We start from the raw sequence: 18,394 nt of genomic DNA on the forward strand, positions 1-18,394 counted from the left end.
AGTTGCTTCCAAACAGCCATCACCTTTATACCGACCGTATAGCCGGTAGGAATTTTGCGGTTGCAGTATCGCAAACCCGGTGATAGTTTCCGCCACAATTCACGGGGGAGCTCCGAATTGCCGGGGCTGAGATGTGAGGCGCATGCCTCCGGACCCTTCAAAGCTGATCTGGGTAATGCCAGCGGAGCGAGGTCCAAGTGTTTTCCGGCGCGCAAGTGTCCCTGTATCCGATGTCCGGCAATTTCGTCGGCATCATCCTTGACGCGATCAAGGCTCTTGAGCCCTATCGCGATCGGCTTCGCATCGAAACCGACGATATCTCCACGCTGATGGTCGGTCCGCCCGACGTGCTGTTTGCCGCCATGCGCGACCTGTTCGTTTCGGCTGCCGCAAGCGGCGAGCACTGCGTATTGTCCGCCGCCATCTCGCGTGGCTGCCCCGGCGAACCGGATGATGCGATCTGCGGCGCCAGCCTGCCCTCTAGCCGGTCCGAACCGCTTGCCGAGCGCGTCGAGGCGGCGATCACGGCAGCCAGGGATACGAAACGGACCGGCCAGGCGACGGCAGCCCAGGTTTCTCTCTATGTTATGGGAACGGGCACGCATATGGACGAGATCTATGGCTGCATCGATTTCCTGAAGCGTTCGGGCACATTCGACCGCTCCAAGAATTTCTGCACCAAGCTGCGCGGCGATGCCGGCGCGATCTTCGCGACCATTCACCAAGCCTTCTATCGCTTCGGCGATCCCGAAGGCCACGTGACGCTGGATATCACGGTCTCCGCGAACAGCCCGAGCAAAGCCTGAGACGCTTGACGGCGATGACCTTATCGAAATCGGATTCGACATTCACGGCATTGAGGCGGGCCTTGCCTGCCATTCTTGCCGTGTTTGCCTTCCTGGCTGCCTGGGAACTCTATGTCGATCTCTCCGGCATCAAACCCTCCATCCTGCCCTCGCCTTCACGCGTCCTGACGCAGGGCTGGCTGAACAGGCAGGCGCTGCTCGACAATACCTGGCCGACGCTCAGCGCAACGCTCGGCGGTTTTGCCCTGTCGCTGGTCTTTGCCTTCGTCTCGTCGGTGCTGATGGATTTCGTACCCTTCATGCGCCGCGCGCTGCTGCCGCTCTTCATCGTCAGCCAGACGCTGCCACTGGTCGCGATTGCGCCCCTGGTCGTGCTTTGGTTCGGTTTCGGGCTGCTGCCGAAACTTCTGCTCGTCGCGCTCGTCACCTTCTTTCCGTTGCTGGTCGCCCTGCTGCAGGGCTATGAATCGACGGACGGGGATATTGCCGAGCTTTTGAGTTCCATGAAGGCGAGCCGCTGGCGCATCTTCTGCCTGGCAAGGCTCCCTTCCGCCATGCCCTTCTTCTTTGCGGGTCTGCGCATATCGATCACCTATGCCGTGGTCGGCGCGATCTTTGCCGAATATGCAGGCGCCTCCCGTGGCCTGGGGATTTACATCCTCAACGCCAAGAACAATTTCCGGCCGGATCTCGTGCTCGCCGCCGTCGTTCTCAGCGCCCTTCTGACGCTATGCCTCTTCGGCCTTACACTGGCGATCCAGCGTCTCGCCATGCCCTGGCAATCCGCCGCGGAGAAACGCCGATGAGCGGGATGCTGGAGCTTGAGAACATCTCGAAGTCCTTCGGTGGCATGGAGGTGCTGCAGGATATCTCTCTCCATATTGCCAGAGGTGAATTCGTTTCGATCGTCGGCCCCTCCGGTTCCGGCAAATCGACGATCCTCAGGCTGCTGACACAGGCACTGCTGGCCGATAAAGGCGACATTCTCTTCAACGGCACTCCGCTCTCACAGGCCGCGCATGCCTTCGCTTTCATGCCCCAGCGCGATGCGTTGATGCCGTGGCGAAGCGTGATCGACAATGCGATCCTCGGCCTCGAAGTGTATGGCATGCGTCGCAGGCAAGCGCGCGCCGTCGCTGCCCCTCTCTTCGAACGCTTCGGCCTTGCCGGCTTCGAAAACCACTATCCCGCTGCCCTTTCGGGCGGCATGCGCCAGCGTGCGGCCCTGCTGCGCACTGTGATCCAGCGGCAGGATATGCTGCTGCTCGACGAGCCCTTCGGAGCGCTCGACGCGCTGACCCGCACACAGATGCAGGAATGGCTGCAAGGCATGTGGACAGATCATCGCTGGACGGCGCTGCTGATTACACATGATGTGCGCGAAGCGGTCTTTTTGTCCGACCGCATCTATGTGCTTTCCGCTCGCCCGGCGGCCGTGGTCAGGGAATTCGAGGTGCCGCTGGCAAGACCGCGCACGCTTGCCGATCTCGGCTCCCCGGCCGCACAGGCGATCGAAACAGAAATCCTTCAAACACTGCTGCATCCGCAAAGAACCTGAGGAGGTCCTGATGCTTCTCACCCGCCGACAAACCCTTTTTGCCGCCGTGGCTGCAGGCCTTGCCGGCCGCACCGCCTTCGCCCAGTCCGCCGCAAAGGTCCGCATCGCGCTCGACTGGACGCCGAACACCAATCATATCGGCATCTATGTCGCCAAGGCGAAGGGCTTCTATGAAGCCGCCGGCCTCGATGTCGAAATTCTGCCCTATGCCGATACCAGCGCCGGCACGCTGGTCGCGAACGGCGTTGCCGATTTCGGCATCTGCGGGGAGATCGAAACCTTCACCCAGCGCGCCGCCGGCGCGGATGTGAAGCTCGTCTACGCCGTGGTGCAGACGGAAACCGGCAGGCTGATCTTCAAGGGCGACCGCGACGACATCAAGAGCCCTAGAGATCTTGATGGTAAGACCTATGGTGGCTTCGGCGGCGCATGGGAGCAGGCGCTCGTCTCCGCGATGATCCGCAACGACGGCGGCAAGGGTACCTTCCAGAATGTCACGCTCGGCACTTCGGCCTATGAGGCGCTCGACAACGGCGCCGTCGACTTCACGCTGGAAATCTACACCTGGGAAGGCATTGCCGCCCAACTCGAGAACCGACAAGTCGGCCGCTGGCGCTACAGCGATTACGGTATTCCGGACGAACAGACGACTGCGATCGCTTCCAGCGACACCTATCTTGCAGACAATCCGCAAAATGCCCGCGCCTTCATCCAGGCAACACTGAAGGGTTACGCCCATTCGGTCGACAATCCGGACGAGGCCTGCGACCTCTTGATTGCCGGCAGCAATGGCGCACTGCTCAACACCGATCTTGTCAAGGCATCGCAGAAGGCCCTCGTCGAGGGGCATTACCTCAGGAGCGAAAAAGGCGCGATCGGCACCATCGATCCGGCCAAGGCCGAAGCGATCGGCACTTTCCTGTTCGATCATGGCATCCTCCTCGATGCCAACGGTACGGCACTGACGGAAAAGCCCGACTTTTCCGCCTATTACACCAACAGTCTCCTTGACTGAGACGAGCCCGCCCCTTGCGGGCAGCAGCTTTTCACTGCAAAGTCCCGCAAGGAGCGAGGGAGTGACATGCAGCAGCAGGACCGGGTGGCCGGAGCGGATTTCTTGCGCGCAGCCGCCTGCTTGCTCGTCCTCATCCATCATCTCATTCTGCGCATCGACCTCACCAAGCTCGGCGAAGGATTGCGGCCGACGCTGACTGCGCTGCGCTTCGGCAATTTCGGCGTCGCCATCTTCTTCATCCTCAGCGGTTTCCTGCTGGCCTTGCCGTTCTGGCGTTCTCTCGACGCCGGCGGCGCCATGCCCGACCTGCATATCTATGCGCTGCGCCGCGCGGCCCGCATCGTACCCGGCTATTGGGTGGCTTTGACGGCGGGCTTCATCCTCAGCGTCACATTGCTTGGATATGCGCTGACGCCGGGACTCGCTATGCGCTATGCCAGCGGCCTTTTCTTCATGAGCCAATGGCACTGGCGCACTTTCTTTCCTGTCGAAGGCAACGGCCCGCTCTGGTCCATCTCTTTCGAAGCGACGAGCTATGTGCTGCTGCCGCTTTGTTTCCTCTGGCTTTTCGCGATCCCGGAAAACCGCCGTTCTCCGCCCGTCACGCGCCTTGCCTGGCTCGGCATCATTGCCGTGACGCTGATCGCCCATGAAACCTTCCGTGTGCTTTTCCCGCCCAATGAGATCGACCGTGGCTGGCAATATGGCATGCAGGGCGGCGCGAAGGAGTGGATGCCCGACTACAATCCCATCGGCTTTTTCGCCGTTTTTGCGCTCGGTGCACTCGCGGCCGGCATTCAGATCCTGCTGCCGCGAAAGCGTCGGATCTGGTTCGACATCATCGCACTCGCCTGCCTCGCCGCCGCCGGCCTCCAGCTGCCGCTTTCGACAGGCGGACCCTGGGAAGCCTACGGATGGCTCGGAATTCCCTATGCCTTTCCGCTGTTTCCGGTTCTGATCGCTGCCGCTCTTGTGACCCTCTCGCGCTCGGTGCTGCTTGCGGCACTGCTAGACAATACCGTCATGCGCTTTACGGCAACCATCTCATTCGGGATCTATATCTGGCAGGATATCGTACTGACCTCGATGCAAACGATCTCTCCCGCGATATTCGGGATCGGCAGGGACGATCCGGTACAGGACTGGTCTATCGGCTGCGCCGTTGCGACGCCGATCATTTTTCTTCTCGCAAGCTTCAGCTATTTCACGCTCGAACGACCGGCAATACGAAGCGCCGCACGCATAACGCGCAAGAATTCAGCCATTACCCAATATAGTTAATTCCTAATCATTAAGAATAGCACGGACATAGTTCGAAATACTCCCAAATTTGGCTCCATTATGGTTACGAAAACGTTAAGGAGGCGGGTGACAAATCGATCCCGTCCATGTATTTGTGCCAGCGCGACGCAATATGCGAGTATTTCCACGGACGTTGCTTAATGAACGTGTTTACTTCAAACAAGCTTCAAGATACGGCTTTCGCTGTAAAAACAGTGAAGATGGAGGCTCTCGACGCAGCGAATTCCAATATTCGCCAGCCCGAAAGCTTTGCCGCATTGGATGGCCGAAACAGACTTCAGCTCGGCTTGAAGAGAGCTTTCGACATTTTCGGTGCAACAAGCGCGCTGGTTATTCTGTTTCCAGTTCTTCTGGCGATCGCGCTTCTCATGGTGATCGATGACGGCGGACCGGTGTTTTTCCGGCAGATTCGTTGGGGCCTGAAAGGCAGCAAGATCACCGTCTACAAGTTTCGCTCCATGCGGGCCGATCTCTGCGATCCGACTGGCGTCGAGCAGACTGTCAAGGGTGATCGGCGCGTGACGCGGATTGGCGCCTTCCTGCGCAAGACCAACATCGACGAGCTTCCGCAGCTTCTCAACGTCATCAAGGGCGATATGTCGCTCGTCGGCCCCCGCTGCCACGCGATCAATATGCGCGCAGCCGGCATGCTCTACGAGGAACTGGTGCCCGAATATCATTACCGCCATTTGATGCGGCCGGGCATCACCGGTCTTGCCCAGACGCGCGGCTGGCGCGGCCCGACAGATCGACCGACAGAAGCGCGCGCCCGCATTGCCAGCGATATCTATTACATTAGAAATTTCAGTTTCTGGCTGGATATGAAGATTCTGTTCGACACGCTACTGTCCGAACTGCGCGGCGGCACCGGCTTCTGAGACATCGAATTTTCACGAATGAAATCGATCAGGCTGGAGCATGTCGCGCAAACGTGTGCAGCAGTTTTGCGATAACGACATACGTAAGATAAAGACTTAAAACGTGGCGAGCGAATCCTGGAGATCGCGACACGCTTTGGAGTAATTCCAGCATAAGTACGTAGCGGCTTACGTCCGGAATTGCGTGAAAACAGAGAGATAGAACGTTTCGTGATTCGAAGAAAACGGGAATGTTCTGGGCGGTGAAATACCGCCTGTTTTGTTGTTGCAGCTTTCGCAGCAATAAAGGAGCAGCTGTTCCAACATAAAAAGCGGCCTTAAAGACCGCTTTCCTTATTCGCTCTATAATACCTGCTGACCGATCAGTCCTGCTGGACGATACCCCGCAGATGGGTCAGCTCCATGATGAAGTGTTCCAGCCTGGACTTGTGCTCGTGATGCTCGGCATCTTCGAGTTCCTTCTTCGCAGCTTCGATGCGGCGGGTCAGTTCGTCCTTGTTGAGTTCTTCCACCGGAACGGCAGATTCGGCAAGCAGCGTGCATCCGGTCGGCAGGATGTCAGCAAAACCGCCGAACACGACGTAATCCTGCTTCGAGCCGGAAGAGGAACGAACGCTCACGATGCCTGGCTTGATGGTCGTCATCGTTGGGGCATGGTTGGCCATAACAGTCATTTCGCCTTCGGTGGCAGGAATGACCACCTCGGTCACCATTTCCGACAGCAGCAGACGCTCCGGCGAAACGAGCTCAAAGTTGAAATTGTCAGCCATCAGTGACTTACCTTCTCGGCTATGGCTTCTGCATCTTGCAGTTTGGTCCCGCAGAACGGGCAGTGCATTATCGCTTGGTCGAGATAGCCGAGGCCTTCCTCGGTCTGAGCCAGCCCGACAACCATCATCATCACGCCGTTGTCGGCACGGTAGATGGTCGGCACCGCCGGTTCAGGAAGTTCTGCCACGACCCCCTTCAGGGAGTCGCAGCAGAAAATCTCGTCCTGAGTGTCGCTCATCAAGCGGCAGCGAGCTTCTTGGCCTTCTCGATGGCTTCTTCGATCGAGCCAACCATGTAGAAGGCAGCTTCCGGCAGGTGGTCGTACTCGCCGTTGACCAAGCCCTTGAAGCCCTTGATCGTGTCTTCGAGAGCAACCAGCTTGCCAGGCGAACCGGTGAAAACTTCGGCGACGAAGAACGGCTGCGACAGGAAGCGCTCGATCTTGCGGGCGCGGGCAACCGACAGCTTGTCTTCTTCAGAAAGTTCGTCCATGCCCAGGATGGCGATGATGTCCTGCAGGGCCTTGTAGCGCTGCAGCGTCGACTGAACCTTACGAGCAATTTCATAATGCTCTTCGCCAACGACCAGCGGATCGAGCATGCGCGAGGTGGAGTCGAGCGGGTCGACGGCCGGGTAGATACCCTTTTCAGCGATCGAGCGCGACAGAACCGTCGTTGCATCCAAGTGAGCGAACGAGGTTGCCGGTGCCGGGTCGGTCAAGTCGTCGGCCGGAACGTAGATGGCCTGAACCGAGGTGATCGAACCCGTCGTCGTCGTGGTGATGCGTTCCTGCATCTGACCCATGTCAGTCGCGAGCGTCGGCTGATAGCCCACGGCCGAAGGAATGCGGCCGAGCAGAGCCGACACTTCCGAACCAGCCTGCGTGAAGCGGAAAATGTTGTCGACGAAGAACAGAACGTCCTGGCCCTGGTCGCGGAAATGTTCTGCAACCGTCAGGCCCGTCAGTGCGACGCGAGCGCGGGCGCCCGGCGGTTCGTTCATCTGGCCGTAAACCAGCGCAGCCTTGGAACCTTCGCCGCCGCCGTGCTTGTTGACGCCCGATTCGATCATTTCGTGGTAAAGGTCGTTGCCTTCGCGGGTACGTTCACCCACACCTGCGAAGACCGAGTAACCACCGTGCGCCTTGGCGACGTTGTTGATCAGTTCCATGATGAGAACGGTCTTGCCGACGCCTGCGCCGCCGAACAGACCGATCTTGCCGCCCTTCGCGTAGGGAGCGAGAAGGTCGACGACCTTGATGCCGGTGACGAGGATCTGTGCTTCCGTGGACTGCTCGACGTAAGCCGGAGCATCCTGGTGGATGGCGCGCTTATGAGCGGTGTTCAGCGGACCTGCTTCATCGACCGGCTCGCCGATGACGTTCATGATACGGCCGAGCGTTTCGTCACCAACCGGAACGGAGATCGGAGCGCCGGTATCGGTGACCTGCTGGCCACGAACGAGACCTTCGGACGAATCCATCGCGATGGTGCGGACTTCGTTTTCGCCCAGATGCTGAGCGACTTCGAGAACCAGACGGTTGCCGTTATTGTCGGTTTCGAGCGCGTTCAAAATCGCCGGCAGTTCGCCTTCGAAAGCAACGTCGACGACGGCGCCGATAACCTGGGTGACTTTGCCGACAGAGCGGGTAGCTGCCTCAGCCATTTTCTTACCCTCTTTTCCTAACTCAGAGCGCTTCCGCGCCCGAAATGATTTCAATCAGTTCCTTGGTGATCTGCGCCTGACGCTGACGGTTGTAGCTTAGCGTCAGCTTGTTGATCATCTCACCAGCATTGCGCGTCGCATTGTCCATCGCGCTCATCTTGGCACCCATTTCGCCCGCGACGTTCTCAAGGAGAGCGCGGAAGATCTGGACGGAGATGTTGCGCGGGATCAGATCGTCGAGGATCGACGCCGGATCCGGCTCGTATTCATAGACAGCGCCGGCATGGTCTGCATCTTCGGCGACGGCTTCCGGAGCCTTGGCCGGGATGAGCTGCTGCGCAGTCGGAACCTGGCTGATCACCGACTTGAACTCGGAGTAGAACAGCGTGCAGACATCAAACTCGCCGGCTTCGAACATCTCGATGATGCGTTTGCCGATCTGGTCGGCATTGTCGAAACCGATCTTCTTGACATCGCGCAGTTCCTTGCGCTCGACGATCATCGAGGCGAATTCGCGACGCAGAATGTCGTAGCCCTTCTTGCCGACCGTGACGATCTTCACCGTCTTGCCTTCAGCGACGAGCTTGCGGACATGATCGCGTGCGAAGCGAGCGATCTGTGAGTTGAAGCCGCCGCACAGGCCGCGCTCGGCCGTGCAGACGACGAGCAGGTGAACCTGGTCCTTGCCCGTGCCGGTCATCAGGACCGGCGCGCCGTCTGCTTCGGTAACGGCCTTGGAGATGTTCGCCAGGACCGCATTCATACGCTGCGAGTAAGGCCGGGCGGCCTCCGCCGCCTCCTGGGCACGCCGAAGCTTCGCCGCGGCGACCATCTTCATCGCCTTGGTGATCTTCTGCGTCGCCTTGACGGAGGCGATCCGGTTTTTCAGATCCTTAAGTGAAGGCATCCGTTATCCGTCCTAACCTAGGGTCCGATTACTGGAAAGACTTGGCGAAGCTGTCGAGGGCAGCAGTGAGCTTGCCCTTCGTCGCATCGCTGATAGCCTTTTCCGTACGAATCGCATCGAGGATGTCGGAGCCTTCCGAACGCAGGTAAGATAGCAGGCCCTGTTCGAACTTGCCGACCTGAGCGACCGGCAGCTTGTCGAGATAGCCATTGACGCCGGCAAAGATCACGGCGACCTGCTCTTCCGTCTTCAGCGGCGAGAACTGCGGCTGCTTCAGGAGTTCGGTCAGGCGTGCACCGCGGTTGAGCAGGCGCTGCGTTGCAGCGTCCAGGTCCGAACCGAACTGGGCGAAGGCGGCCATTTCGCGATACTGGGCGAGTTCACCCTTGATCGAACCGGCAACCTGCTTCATGGCCTTGATCTGAGCCGAAGAACCGACGCGGGAAACCGACAGACCGACGTTAACGGCCGGACGGATACCCTGGTAGAACAGGTCGGTTTCGAGGAAGATCTGACCGTCCGTGATCGAGATCACATTGGTCGGAATGAAGGCCGAAACGTCGTTACCCTGCGTTTCGATGACCGGCAGAGCGGTGAGCGAACCAGCGCCCTTGTCGTCGTTCATCTTTGCAGCGCGCTCGAGGAGACGCGAGTGCAGGTAGAAGACGTCGCCCGGATAAGCTTCGCGGCCCGGCGGGCGGCGCAGAAGGAGCGACATCTGACGGTAGGCAACGGCCTGCTTGGACAGGTCATCGTAACCGATCAGCGCGTGCTGGGCGTTATCACGGAAGTATTCGCCCATTGCGCAGCCTGCAAACGGAGCGAGGAACTGCATCGGAGCCGGATCGGAAGCAGTCGCGGCAACAACGATCGAGTACTTCAGGGCGCCGCGCTCTTCCAGAACCTTGACGAACTGAGCAACGGTCGAGCGCTTCTGGCCAACCGCAACGTAGACGCAGAACAGCTTGTCCTGTTCCGGGCCGTTGTCGTGGATCGGCTTCTGATTCAGGAAGGCGTCGAGAATAATGGCGGTCTTGCCGGTCTGACGGTCGCCGATGACGAGCTCGCGCTGGCCGCGGCCAACCGGAATAAGGGCATCGATGGCCTTGAGGCCGGTCGACATCGGCTCATGAACCGACTTGCGCGGAATGATGCCTGGAGCCTTGACGTCGACGCGCGCACGGCGGGTCGCGTTGATCGGGCCTTTGCCGTCGATCGGGTTGCCGAGAGCGTCGACAACGCGGCCGAGCAGTTCCGGACCGACCGGAACGTCGACGATCGCGCCGGTACGCTTGACAGTGTCGCCTTCCTTGATGTCGCGGTCGGAGCCGAAAATAACGACACCGACATTGTCGGATTCAAGGTTGAGCGCCATGCCGCGGATGCCGCCGGGGAACTCGACCATTTCACCAGCCTGGACATTGTCCAGACCGTAAACGCGAGCGATACCGTCACCAACGGAGAGAACCTGACCGACTTCCGAGACTTCCGCCTCTTTGCCGAAGTTCTTGATCTGGTCTTTAAGAATTGCGGAAATTTCCGCAGCGCGGATATCCATCAGCCGACCTCTTTCAATGCAAGCTTAAGGGTAGAGAGTTTGGTACGAAGAGACGTGTCAATCTGACGGGACCCGACCTTGACGATCAGACCACCAAGAATTGACGGATCAACCGTGACAGCAATCGCCACGTCTTTGCCGGTGACGCCCTTCAGCGCCGCCTTCAATTCATTTTCCTGCTCTGCGGTCAGAGCATGGGCCGAAGTGACTTCGGCAGAAATTTCGCCGCGATGGTTGGCAGCAATGATGCGGAAGGCCTTGATCATGCCCGGCAGGGCAAACAGGCGGCGGTTACGCGCCACGACCTTCAGGAAATTGGCGAAGAAGCCCGAGATGCCAGCCTTTTCGCTGATAGCGACGATGCCCTTGAGCTGATCTTCTGCAGAGAAAACCGGGCTCAAGACAAAGCGCTTCAGGTCGTCGCTTTCGTCCAGCATGGTCTGGAACCGGCCGAGATCAGCGGTAACGCTGTCAACCGCGCCTTCTTCGAGAGCCAGCTCGAAAAGCGACGAAGCATAGCGCTCTGCAACACCAGAAGTAAGCTGGGACGTGTCTGCCACGGGCACAAATTTCCCTGATTTCAATTCAAAATCGGACTTTCAGCGGGCGCTGAACTTATGATCTTGAATTCGTTTTGATTTCCCCCAGAAATCGCAAGAGAAGCCTCTTGCTTCTTCCGAAATTCGGGGTCCGTCTAACATAGGATATTCGGACTCGCAACACGCGTAATGCCGGAATACGTGTTTCGCTTGATTTTCTGGCGCCAAAATTACGGAAACACCTGAAAGCGAGCCGTGAAACGCCTTCTTTTCCGCTTGAGATCACCCCTGCAGGAAGCCAAAAACGTAGAGCAGTGGCAGCGCGGCGATGGCCGTCTGCACAACCAAAAGTAAATAATTGAGGAGTGTACTCCCCTTATCAGACAGAATGGAAATGATACGTGCGAAAGCGGCCATCGCGAAGGCTGCTCCAAGAGCCAGATAGGTCCAGTCCTGCGCCAGCATGATCGTGGCAAGGCCGAGGCCAAGATAGAGGCCGCCCATCGATCGGACTTCGCTAAAACCTTCGCGTCGCTCGCCGCGGGGCGCCAGAGCGAAAGCTCGCATAGCAAGGCCAGGCGCGAACATGATGACGAAGCCGGCAAGCGCCGTGAAGGCTGCCGCACCGAAGGCAAGCTGCTCGCCAAATTCCGTCGGAAAGTAGAATTCCATGCCTCGACCCCAAATCATCAGCTGATTCTGCGTTTATGCCATGATCGGCCGCATCCGGAAATGTCGGGCAGAAATGATCTACAGGAAGCTCTGCGGATCGATGTCGAGCTGCACCTGAACAGAGCCGCGCTCTTTCGGCGATTGCGACAACATCGCCCGCAGATAGGCCTGCATGTCGGAATTCCGGCGTCCATGCACCAAAAGACGGAAACGATGACGGCCGCGCACCAGCGCTAAGGGCGCCTCCGCCGGACCGAGAACGGAAATGCCTGAAACCTGGGGTGCGGCGTTGCGCATGCCGCGCGCATGGTTCTCCGCATCATGCCGCGTATCGGCCGAAACGATGATGGAGGCGAGCCTGCCGAAGGGCGGAAGGATCGCGCGCTCCCGCTCGCTGATTTCGCGCTCGTAAAAGGCCCGCGCATCGCCCGACACGATCGCCTGCATGACCGGATGCTGCGGCTGATAGGTCTGCAGCAGCCCATGGCTCTTGAGGCCGGTTCGGCCGGCACGACCCGTGACCTGCGAAAGAAGCTGGAAAGTCCGCTCCGCCGCGCGCGGATCACCATTCGCGAGCCCAAGATCCGAGTCGACGATGCCGACCAGTGTCATCAGTGGAAAATTGTGCCCCTTGGCCACAAGCTGCGTACCGATGACGATATCCGCCTCGCCCTTGGCGATGGCATCGAGCTCCAGCCGCAGCCGCTTCACCCCGCCCATGATGTCGGAAGAGAGTACGATCGTACGCGCATCCGGAAAATGCCGCTCCACCTCTTCGGCGATGCGCTCCACGCCCGGCCCGCAGGCGACGAGGTGGTCGAGCGTTCCGCATTCCGGGCAGGCCTCTGGCGTCGGCTCGGTATGGCCGCATTGATGGCATTGCAGCTGGCGGCGGAAGCGATGCTCCACCAGCCAGCTCGAACATTGCGGGCATTGGAAACGATGACCGCAGACACGGCAGATTGTCAGCGGCGCATAACCGCGGCGATTGAGGAAGAGAAGCGCCTGCTCGCCCTTTTCCACCGTCTTGCCAATCGCCCGGATCAACACGGGCGACAGGAAACCGCCGCGCTCAGGGGCGTGTCGTCGTAAGTCAACGAGATGCAGGTCAGGCAGTGCCGCGTCGCCGAAACGTGTCGGCAGATGGATCGTGCTGTAGCGTCCGCTCTGGCCATTGACCTGGCTCTCCACCGAAGGTGTCGCCGAAACGAGCACGACAGGAAAATCGCCGATCCGAGCCCGCACGACGGCCATGTCGCGCGCGTTGTAATAAACGCGATCCTCCTGCTTGTAGGCAGGATCATGCTCCTCATCGACGATGATGAGACCGAGATCTTCAAACGGCAGGAACAGCGCCGAGCGCGCGCCGGCGACGACCCGCACCTCACCCGTTACCGCCTGCCGCCAGACCTTTTCACGCATACGCGGCGCCAGATCGGAATGCCACTCGGCAGGTTTCGCGCCGAACCGGTCCTGAAAGCGTTCGAGGAAGCTTGCGGTAAGGGCGATCTCCGGCAGCAGGATCAGCACCTGTTTGCCGCGCCTCAGCGTCTCTGCGATTGCCTCGAAATAGACCTCCGTCTTGCCCGAACCGGTCACGCCGTCGATCAGCGAAACGGCAAATTCGCCCTTGCGCACTTCGTCCAGAATTTCCTCGGCGGCCTCCTTCTGCGGACCCTCGAGGCGGGAGCCGATGAAGTCCGGATCGGGCCTAGCAACGACAGGCGGCGGCGGCAGGAAGATGGTCTCGAAAATGCCCTGTGCGATCAGCCCGTCAACGACGCTGGTGGAGACACCCGCGGCATGGGCAAGACCGATCCGGGTCCAGGAGAGCCCGTCCGAGATCGCATCGAGCACGCGAGCGCGCGCCGGCGTCATCCGCTCCGGCTCGCCACCGACGAAACGTAATCCCTCCACCATCGGCTCCGGCTCGAAGGCATTCGGCGCCCTCAGCGCCATCCGCGCCACCAGTCCCGGCGGAGAAAGCGTATAGGTCGCCACCCAGTCGATGAAATCCCGCATCTCCTTGTTGAGCGGCGGGCAATCGAAGACGTGGGTGATAGGCCTGAGCTTCTTAGGGTCGACACCATCCTCACCGCCATCCCAGACGACACCGATCACCTGGCGCGGTCCAAGCGGCACCTGCACGACCGAGCCGGGCTCGATCGCCATGCCTTCCGGCACAGAATAGGAATAGGGTTTTGGCGCCGGCATCGGCACCAGCACCGGAACCGTACGGTTTACGGGCGGGGCCTCGAAAAGCGCGCCAAAAAGATCGGACGAATCTGTACTCATTGCGGCAGACCATGCCCGCAACGGCCGTAAAATGGAACCCGCCGACAATGAGGGTTAGTCATCATCATCGTCTTCGCCAGCGATCGTTCCCGTCAGCCGCATACCTTCGATCCACGTGGCACCATTCTCACGGATAACCTTTCGCGGACGAACGCCGCAGCGTTCGCGCACTGCCTCGGCCAGTTGCACCGAATGAGTGACGATCCAGACCTGGCTGCTTTTTGACGCTTCGGCGATCATGTCGGCGAGCGGCACCAGCATATCGGGATGCAGGCTCGCCTCCGGCTCATTCAGGGCGATGAGCGCCGGTAGCCTGTAGGAGAGCAGTGCGGCAGCAAGACCGAGGAAGCGGACCTGCCCGTCAGACAGTTCACGCGGATGAAAGACGCGGTGCGGAAAATCCGGCAGCATCAGGCCGAACTCCGCCGTCTCGCCCGGCTGAGGCACGACGAGCCTTGCACCGCCGAGCGCCGATACCAGGATGCGATCGAGCTCGACCGTATCCTGCCGCGTATGGGCGAGCGTCGCAAAGACGGCGGCGAGATTGCCACCATCCTCGTCCAGCATGGGGCTGGTGACGGCAAGGCAGGGATGGCGAAGCGGGGAAGCCCTATCCGTGCGAAAACCGTGGAAGAAGCGCCAGTTGTTGACGATGTGACGGAAGGCGGCAACCTCGGGGAAATGGCCGGCATCCCCGAGCAGGGCGATCGCCGTTTCCGATGTCAGCGCCTCGTCCGGGTAGTCCTGCATACGCCCAGCACCGTCGCGAACGAAGATGCCGGGACCTGCCCGCTTCATCATCGTTACCGCGCGGCGGCCGGTTTCGACGGAAAGCTCTTCAGCTTTGATCTGCGGTTCGAGCGCAAAGCCCGCAGCAGCCGTCGGCGGGCGCAACCCCGCCTCGACATGATACCGGAACGTGACTGCGCGCTCCTCGTCGATGATCTCGACTTCCAGACGGATGCGTGCAGGCCCGTCGGACTGGGGCCGAGTGCCGGACCAAAGAGCCGACAGCATGCCGCCTTCAGCGGCGAGCTCATAGGCCAGCCGCCCGCGAACCGCCGCCCGCACAAGTTGCAGGGCACGATAGAGATTGGACTTGCCAGCACCGTTCTCTCCAAGAAACAGCGTCGTATCCGCAAGATCCATGCGGATCGAGCGCAGTGACCGGTAATTCCTAGCAAACATGGAGCGAAGACGCATGCCTCCGCTTTAGCGCAAAGCAACGCTAAAAAGAATGGGCAGCAACCAACTCCGGCAACAGTTGCCGGGACACGGGCACGAAGCGTGAATCCCCATCAGCCGCCATGTCGTAGACCGTGTGCTTTTCCAGCGCCTTCGTCACCTCGTTCAGATCGCCGTCGAGCTGTTCGGCGGGAATGAGATTGCCGATGACGAAATCGAAGCGGTCGCCCTTCTTGTTCAGAAGTTCATAGAATACCGTCATGTCGCGCAGTTCCGTCGACCATTTGGCAAACCAGTAGAAAAGCCCGGAATTGCGCGCCGTCATGTGAACGGGCAGGATCGGCAGGCCGTATTTGCGGGCAAGGCCGACGGCAGAAGTTTTCCATGGCCGCTCGTTGAGCTGCCCGTTCGCCCAGTAGGCGATACGGCCTGAGGGGAAAAGCACGGTCGCCTTGCCCTCTTTCACCGCATGGTTGGTGAGCTGCAGTGTCTCGCGCGCTTTGAGCTTGCTCTTGAATTCCTCGCGCCATTCGACCGGTATGATCATTTCCGCAAAGCGCGGATTGACGCGTACCGCATCCCGGTTGGCGAAGAACATCATATCCGGGCGGCACGTCTTCAGGAGATCGAACACAGCCACACCGTCGGCAATGCCGGTCGGATGATTGCTGACGAGGATGAAGCCACCGGATGCCGGGATGCGCTCGGCGTTGGTGACGTTGATGTCGAGCTTCAACAGATTGCTCATATATTCGAAAGACTGGAAGCCCGGCATGTTGGCAACGTCGTTGGCGAATTCGATCGCCTTGTTGTAGCGCAGCAGCGTGTAGAGAAACGGTCGCATGACAGGCCAGAGCGGATGGCGGACGATCTTCTGGCCGCGCTCGGCGATCAACGTATCGACGATATGGCCGGGCTTTCCGTGTGAAACCAGGGCGATCGCTTCCGCGAGCTGTCCAAAGGCCGTCATGGAATCGCGCCGTGCCATAAAAATTCCTGTTTTACGGGAGCTATAAGCTATCTCAACGAATTATGATCGATACATGACAAGGGCTTGGCAAGCATTAGCAATTCCATAACGTCACTGTTTCAGAATTGGCGTCATCGAAAGCAAATTCAAGAGTTAAAACCGTGAATGAACTCCTGATCATTGCCGATGCGCACCTGATGACGGAACGAGGCGCCTGGCTTGAAAACCTCGCCCGGGAGCGCCGCCTTTCCGAACATACGCTCGATGCCTATGAGCGCGACACACGCCAGTTCCTGACCTTCATGACCGGTCACCTCGGCGGTCCGACGACGCTGCGCGATATCGAGGCGCTGCGCCCGGCAGACTTTCGCGCCTTTCTGGCCGCCCGGCGCAAAGAGGGCTCCGGCGCCCGCTCGGTGGCGCGCAATCTCGCCGGCATTCGCTCCTTTCTGCGTCACCTTGAAAAGAAGGGCTTGGTCAATGCGGCAGGCGCTTGCGCCGTGCGATCGCCGAAGCAGCCGAAATCTCTTCCGAAACCGCTCTCTGATAGACAGGCCATCACGGTTGTCAGCAACGATGCGCAACTCCAAGACGAGCCTTGGATCGCAGCGCGCGACGCAGCTGTCATGACGCTGCTCTATGGCTGCGGCCTGCGCATTTCCGAAGCGCTCGACCTGACACCCGCCGATATTAAGGCCGGCACGACGACGCTGCGCATCACTGGCAAGGGCAACAAGACCCGCCTCGTGCCGCTGCTGCCCATCGTCTTCGAAGCCGTCGAGAAATACCGGCAGCTCTGCCCCATTCATTTGGAGGACGGCGAACCGCTCTTTCGCGGCGCCCGCGGCGGCAAACTGCAGCCGGCCATCATCCAGCGCGCCATGCAGAAGCTGCGCAGTGCCTTCGGCCTGCCGGAAACGGCAACCCCGCATGCGCTTCGCCACTCCTTCGCCACCCATCTGCTGGCCGGCGGCGGCGACCTGCGCACCATCCAGGAACTGCTCGGTCATGCGAGCCTCTCGACCACGCAGGTCTATACCGGCGTCGATGCATCAAGGCTTCTGGAGGTGTATGATAGGGCGCACCCGCGCGCGTAACCATTCGTTAACGCTGTCTCTTAAAGGAATATGCGCAAGCCCGGCTTAGAGCATGAGGTTCGAAGCACAAGTGACCGGATTACCAGCATGACGATCTCCATCGGCCACCGGACTTTCCATATCGCGCAGCCCGGCAATATCCTGCTCTGGCTGATCGCAGCCTTCCACATGCTGCTGGCCGCCGCATTGCTCGCCATTGTCTTTTCCGTCACGCCGGCCGACGCCGCGGAAGACAGCTGCACCGGAAAGAACCTTCTCACCGAACTGCAGCAGAACGACCCCGCCCGTTACGCTGAAGCCGTGAAGGAAGCGGATGCAACGCCAAACGGCAAAGGCATTTTCTGGAAGATCGAAAAACCGGGTCTCAAGGCCTCCTGGCTGCTCGGCACCATGCACGTCACCGACCCGCGCGTCCTGAACCTGCCGCCCCGCACCCAGACTGCTCATGACGGCGCCGATACGATCGTCATCGAGTCCGACGAAATTCTCGATGAGAAGAAGGCGACCGCAGCGTTGCTGATGAAGCCGGATCTGATGATGTTCACGGACGGCACCACAATCGATAAGCTTCTTTCGCCTGGCGACTACAGCCGCCTCGAAACCGGGCTGAAGCAGCGCGGTATCCCGCTCTCGGCCGTTTCCCGCATGCGCCCCTGGATGATCGCAAGCGCCGTTGCACTTCCTGCCTGCGAGATCGCCCGCAAGGCAAAGGGCGTACAGTTCCTCGACCAGAAGATCGCGGCAGATGCGGCCGCCGAAGGCAAACAGGTCAAGGGTCTAGAGACCCTGGCGGAACAGCTGCAGGCCATGGCCGAACTGCCGGTCGAGTTTCATCTGAAGTCGCTGATCGAGACCCTCGAACTCGGCGGCAAGATGAACGACGTGGTCGAGACCATGACCGACATCTATCTCTCCGGCGATATCGGCATGACCATGCCCATGCTGAAGACCGTTACACCCGAGGGCAGCGATGAGGATAGTGACTACGCCGCCTTCGAGCAGCGCGTCATCCTTGACCGCAACAAGGTGATGGCTGAACGCGCCGCACCCATTCTCGCCAACGGCAATGTCTTCATGGCCGTCGGCGCCCTGCACCTTCCGGGCAAGGAGGGTGTCATCGAATTGCTGCGTCAGCAGGGCTTTACCGTTACGGCGGTCAACTGAACGGCTCGGCAC

At 59.9% G+C, this 18,394-nt stretch carries 18 protein-coding genes and 1 riboswitch; of the genes, 8 read left to right on the top strand and 10 right to left on the bottom strand.

Annotation, left to right across the window (positions count from 1 at the left end; translation table 11 throughout):
- The first annotated feature begins 93 nt into the window (after positions 1-93).
- Positions 94-208: riboswitch (TPP riboswitch) on the top strand.
- From FHT87_RS29090 to FHT87_RS29115, 6 genes are all read left to right on the top strand, one after another.
- A complete protein-coding gene (locus FHT87_RS29090) occupies positions 198-806 on the top strand; it encodes a YkoF family thiamine/hydroxymethylpyrimidine-binding protein (protein ID WP_183734342.1) in 609 nt (202 codons plus the stop codon). It overlaps the preceding riboswitch by 11 nt.
- 14 nt (positions 807-820) lie before the next feature.
- Positions 821-1,612 carry an ABC transporter permease gene (locus FHT87_RS29095; RefSeq protein ID WP_183734343.1) on the top strand — a complete coding sequence of 264 codons (792 nt, stop codon included), beginning with the start codon at positions 821-823 and terminating at the stop codon, positions 1,610-1,612.
- Positions 1,609-2,364 carry an ABC transporter ATP-binding protein gene (locus tag FHT87_RS29100; RefSeq protein WP_183734344.1) on the top strand — a complete coding sequence of 252 codons (756 nt, stop codon included), beginning with the start codon at positions 1,609-1,611 and terminating at the stop codon, positions 2,362-2,364. Before FHT87_RS29095 ends, FHT87_RS29100 begins: the two co-directional genes overlap by 4 nt.
- A 7-nt stretch (positions 2,365-2,371) precedes the next feature.
- The gene (locus FHT87_RS29105) at positions 2,372-3,379 is read left to right on the top strand and encodes an ABC transporter substrate-binding protein (RefSeq protein ID WP_183734647.1); all 1,008 of its coding nucleotides are present in this window, start codon (positions 2,372-2,374) and stop codon (positions 3,377-3,379) included.
- Between the two features lie 66 nt (positions 3,380-3,445).
- A complete protein-coding gene (locus FHT87_RS29110; protein ID WP_183734345.1) occupies positions 3,446-4,660 on the top strand; it encodes an acyltransferase in 1,215 nt (404 codons plus the stop codon).
- Positions 4,661-4,881: 221 nt separating this feature from the next.
- Entirely contained in the window at positions 4,882-5,559 is a 678-nt protein-coding gene (locus FHT87_RS29115; RefSeq protein ID WP_246698180.1) for a sugar transferase, read from the top strand.
- A 362-nt stretch (positions 5,560-5,921) separates the two neighbouring features.
- On the opposite strand, the gene FHT87_RS29120 is transcribed toward FHT87_RS29115, so the two are convergent.
- From FHT87_RS29120 to FHT87_RS29165, 10 genes are all read right to left on the bottom strand, one after another.
- Positions 5,922-6,329, bottom strand: coding sequence for a F0F1 ATP synthase subunit epsilon (locus FHT87_RS29120; RefSeq protein WP_183734346.1), 408 nt, complete (start codon positions 6,327-6,329; stop codon positions 5,922-5,924).
- Entirely contained in the window at positions 6,329-6,568 is a 240-nt protein-coding gene (locus FHT87_RS29125) for a hypothetical protein (RefSeq protein ID WP_183734347.1), read from the bottom strand. Before FHT87_RS29125 ends, FHT87_RS29120 begins: the two co-directional genes overlap by 1 nt.
- Complete coding sequence (atpD, locus tag FHT87_RS29130; RefSeq protein ID WP_183734348.1) at positions 6,568-7,995, bottom strand: F0F1 ATP synthase subunit beta; 1,428 nt, start codon at positions 7,993-7,995, stop codon at positions 6,568-6,570. Before atpD ends, FHT87_RS29125 begins: the two co-directional genes overlap by 1 nt.
- Positions 7,996-8,017: 22 nt before the next feature.
- The gene (locus FHT87_RS29135; RefSeq protein WP_183734349.1) at positions 8,018-8,902 is read right to left on the bottom strand and encodes a F0F1 ATP synthase subunit gamma; all 885 of its coding nucleotides are present in this window, start codon (positions 8,900-8,902) and stop codon (positions 8,018-8,020) included.
- 28 nt (positions 8,903-8,930) lie between these two features.
- Positions 8,931-10,460, bottom strand: a complete 1,530-nt coding sequence (gene atpA / locus FHT87_RS29140) for a F0F1 ATP synthase subunit alpha (protein ID WP_183734350.1) — start codon at positions 10,458-10,460, stop codon at positions 8,931-8,933.
- Positions 10,460-11,026: a F0F1 ATP synthase subunit delta gene (locus FHT87_RS29145; RefSeq protein WP_183734351.1), complete on the bottom strand. Its 567-nt coding sequence runs from the start codon at positions 11,024-11,026 to the stop codon at positions 10,460-10,462. The genes atpA and FHT87_RS29145 overlap by 1 nt, the downstream gene beginning before the upstream one ends.
- Positions 11,027-11,281: 255 nt before the next feature.
- Positions 11,282-11,671 (bottom strand): DUF4345 domain-containing protein, encoded by a 390-nt coding sequence (locus tag FHT87_RS29150; RefSeq protein ID WP_183734352.1) that lies wholly within the window; start codon positions 11,669-11,671, stop codon positions 11,282-11,284.
- Between the two features lie 78 nt (positions 11,672-11,749).
- A complete protein-coding gene (locus FHT87_RS29155) occupies positions 11,750-13,966 on the bottom strand; it encodes a primosomal protein N' (RefSeq protein WP_183806131.1) in 2,217 nt (738 codons plus the stop codon).
- 54 nt (positions 13,967-14,020) lie between these two features.
- Positions 14,021-15,169, bottom strand: a complete 1,149-nt coding sequence (locus FHT87_RS29160; protein ID WP_183734354.1) for an AAA family ATPase — start codon at positions 15,167-15,169, stop codon at positions 14,021-14,023.
- 25 nt (positions 15,170-15,194) lie between these two features.
- Positions 15,195-16,139, bottom strand: coding sequence for a GNAT family N-acetyltransferase (locus tag FHT87_RS29165; protein WP_183734355.1), 945 nt, complete (start codon positions 16,137-16,139; stop codon positions 15,195-15,197).
- A gap of 143 nt (positions 16,140-16,282) precedes the next feature.
- Between FHT87_RS29165 and FHT87_RS29170 the strand changes: the two genes are divergently transcribed.
- The gene (locus FHT87_RS29170) at positions 16,283-17,218 is read left to right on the top strand and encodes a tyrosine recombinase XerC (protein WP_183734356.1); all 936 of its coding nucleotides are present in this window, start codon (positions 16,283-16,285) and stop codon (positions 17,216-17,218) included.
- An 87-nt stretch (positions 17,219-17,305) separates the two neighbouring features.
- The gene (locus FHT87_RS29175; RefSeq protein WP_183734357.1) at positions 17,306-18,382 is read left to right on the top strand and encodes a TraB/GumN family protein; all 1,077 of its coding nucleotides are present in this window, start codon (positions 17,306-17,308) and stop codon (positions 18,380-18,382) included.
- Positions 18,383-18,394: the final 12 nt, after the last annotated feature.

It is taken from the genome of Rhizobium sp. BK316 (genome assembly GCF_014193695.1).
Taxonomy (GTDB): Bacteria; Pseudomonadota; Alphaproteobacteria; order Rhizobiales; family Rhizobiaceae; genus Rhizobium.

Bases quoted from the DNA above. Each gene is read 5' to 3' on its own strand.
- FHT87_RS29095 (WP_183734343.1), top strand. From the start codon at position 821: ATGACCTTATCGAAATCGGATTCGACATTCACGGCATTGAGGCGGGCC.
- FHT87_RS29100 (WP_183734344.1), top strand. From the start codon at position 1,609: ATGAGCGGGATGCTGGAGCTTGAGAACATCTCGAAGTCCTTCGGTGGC.
- FHT87_RS29110 (WP_183734345.1), top strand. From the start codon at position 3,446: ATGCAGCAGCAGGACCGGGTGGCCGGAGCGGATTTCTTGCGCGCAGCC.
- FHT87_RS29115 (WP_246698180.1), top strand. From the start codon at position 4,882: ATGGAGGCTCTCGACGCAGCGAATTCCAATATTCGCCAGCCCGAAAGC.
- FHT87_RS29120 (WP_183734346.1), bottom strand. From the start codon at position 6,329: ATGGCTGACAATTTCAACTTTGAGCTCGTTTCGCCGGAGCGTCTGCTG.
- FHT87_RS29125 (WP_183734347.1), bottom strand. From the start codon at position 6,568: ATGAGCGACACTCAGGACGAGATTTTCTGCTGCGACTCCCTGAAGGGG.
- atpD (WP_183734348.1), bottom strand. From the start codon at position 7,995: ATGGCTGAGGCAGCTACCCGCTCTGTCGGCAAAGTCACCCAGGTTATC.
- FHT87_RS29135 (WP_183734349.1), bottom strand. From the start codon at position 8,902: ATGCCTTCACTTAAGGATCTGAAAAACCGGATCGCCTCCGTCAAGGCG.
- atpA (WP_183734350.1), bottom strand. From the start codon at position 10,460: ATGGATATCCGCGCTGCGGAAATTTCCGCAATTCTTAAAGACCAGATC.
- FHT87_RS29150 (WP_183734352.1), bottom strand. From the start codon at position 11,671: ATGGAATTCTACTTTCCGACGGAATTTGGCGAGCAGCTTGCCTTCGGT.
- FHT87_RS29155 (WP_183806131.1), bottom strand. From the start codon at position 13,966: ATGAGTACAGATTCGTCCGATCTTTTTGGCGCGCTTTTCGAGGCCCCG.
- FHT87_RS29160 (WP_183734354.1), bottom strand. From the start codon at position 15,169: ATGCGTCTTCGCTCCATGTTTGCTAGGAATTACCGGTCACTGCGCTCG.
- FHT87_RS29165 (WP_183734355.1), bottom strand. From the start codon at position 16,139: ATGGCACGGCGCGATTCCATGACGGCCTTTGGACAGCTCGCGGAAGCG.
- FHT87_RS29175 (WP_183734357.1), top strand. From the start codon at position 17,306: ATGACGATCTCCATCGGCCACCGGACTTTCCATATCGCGCAGCCCGGC.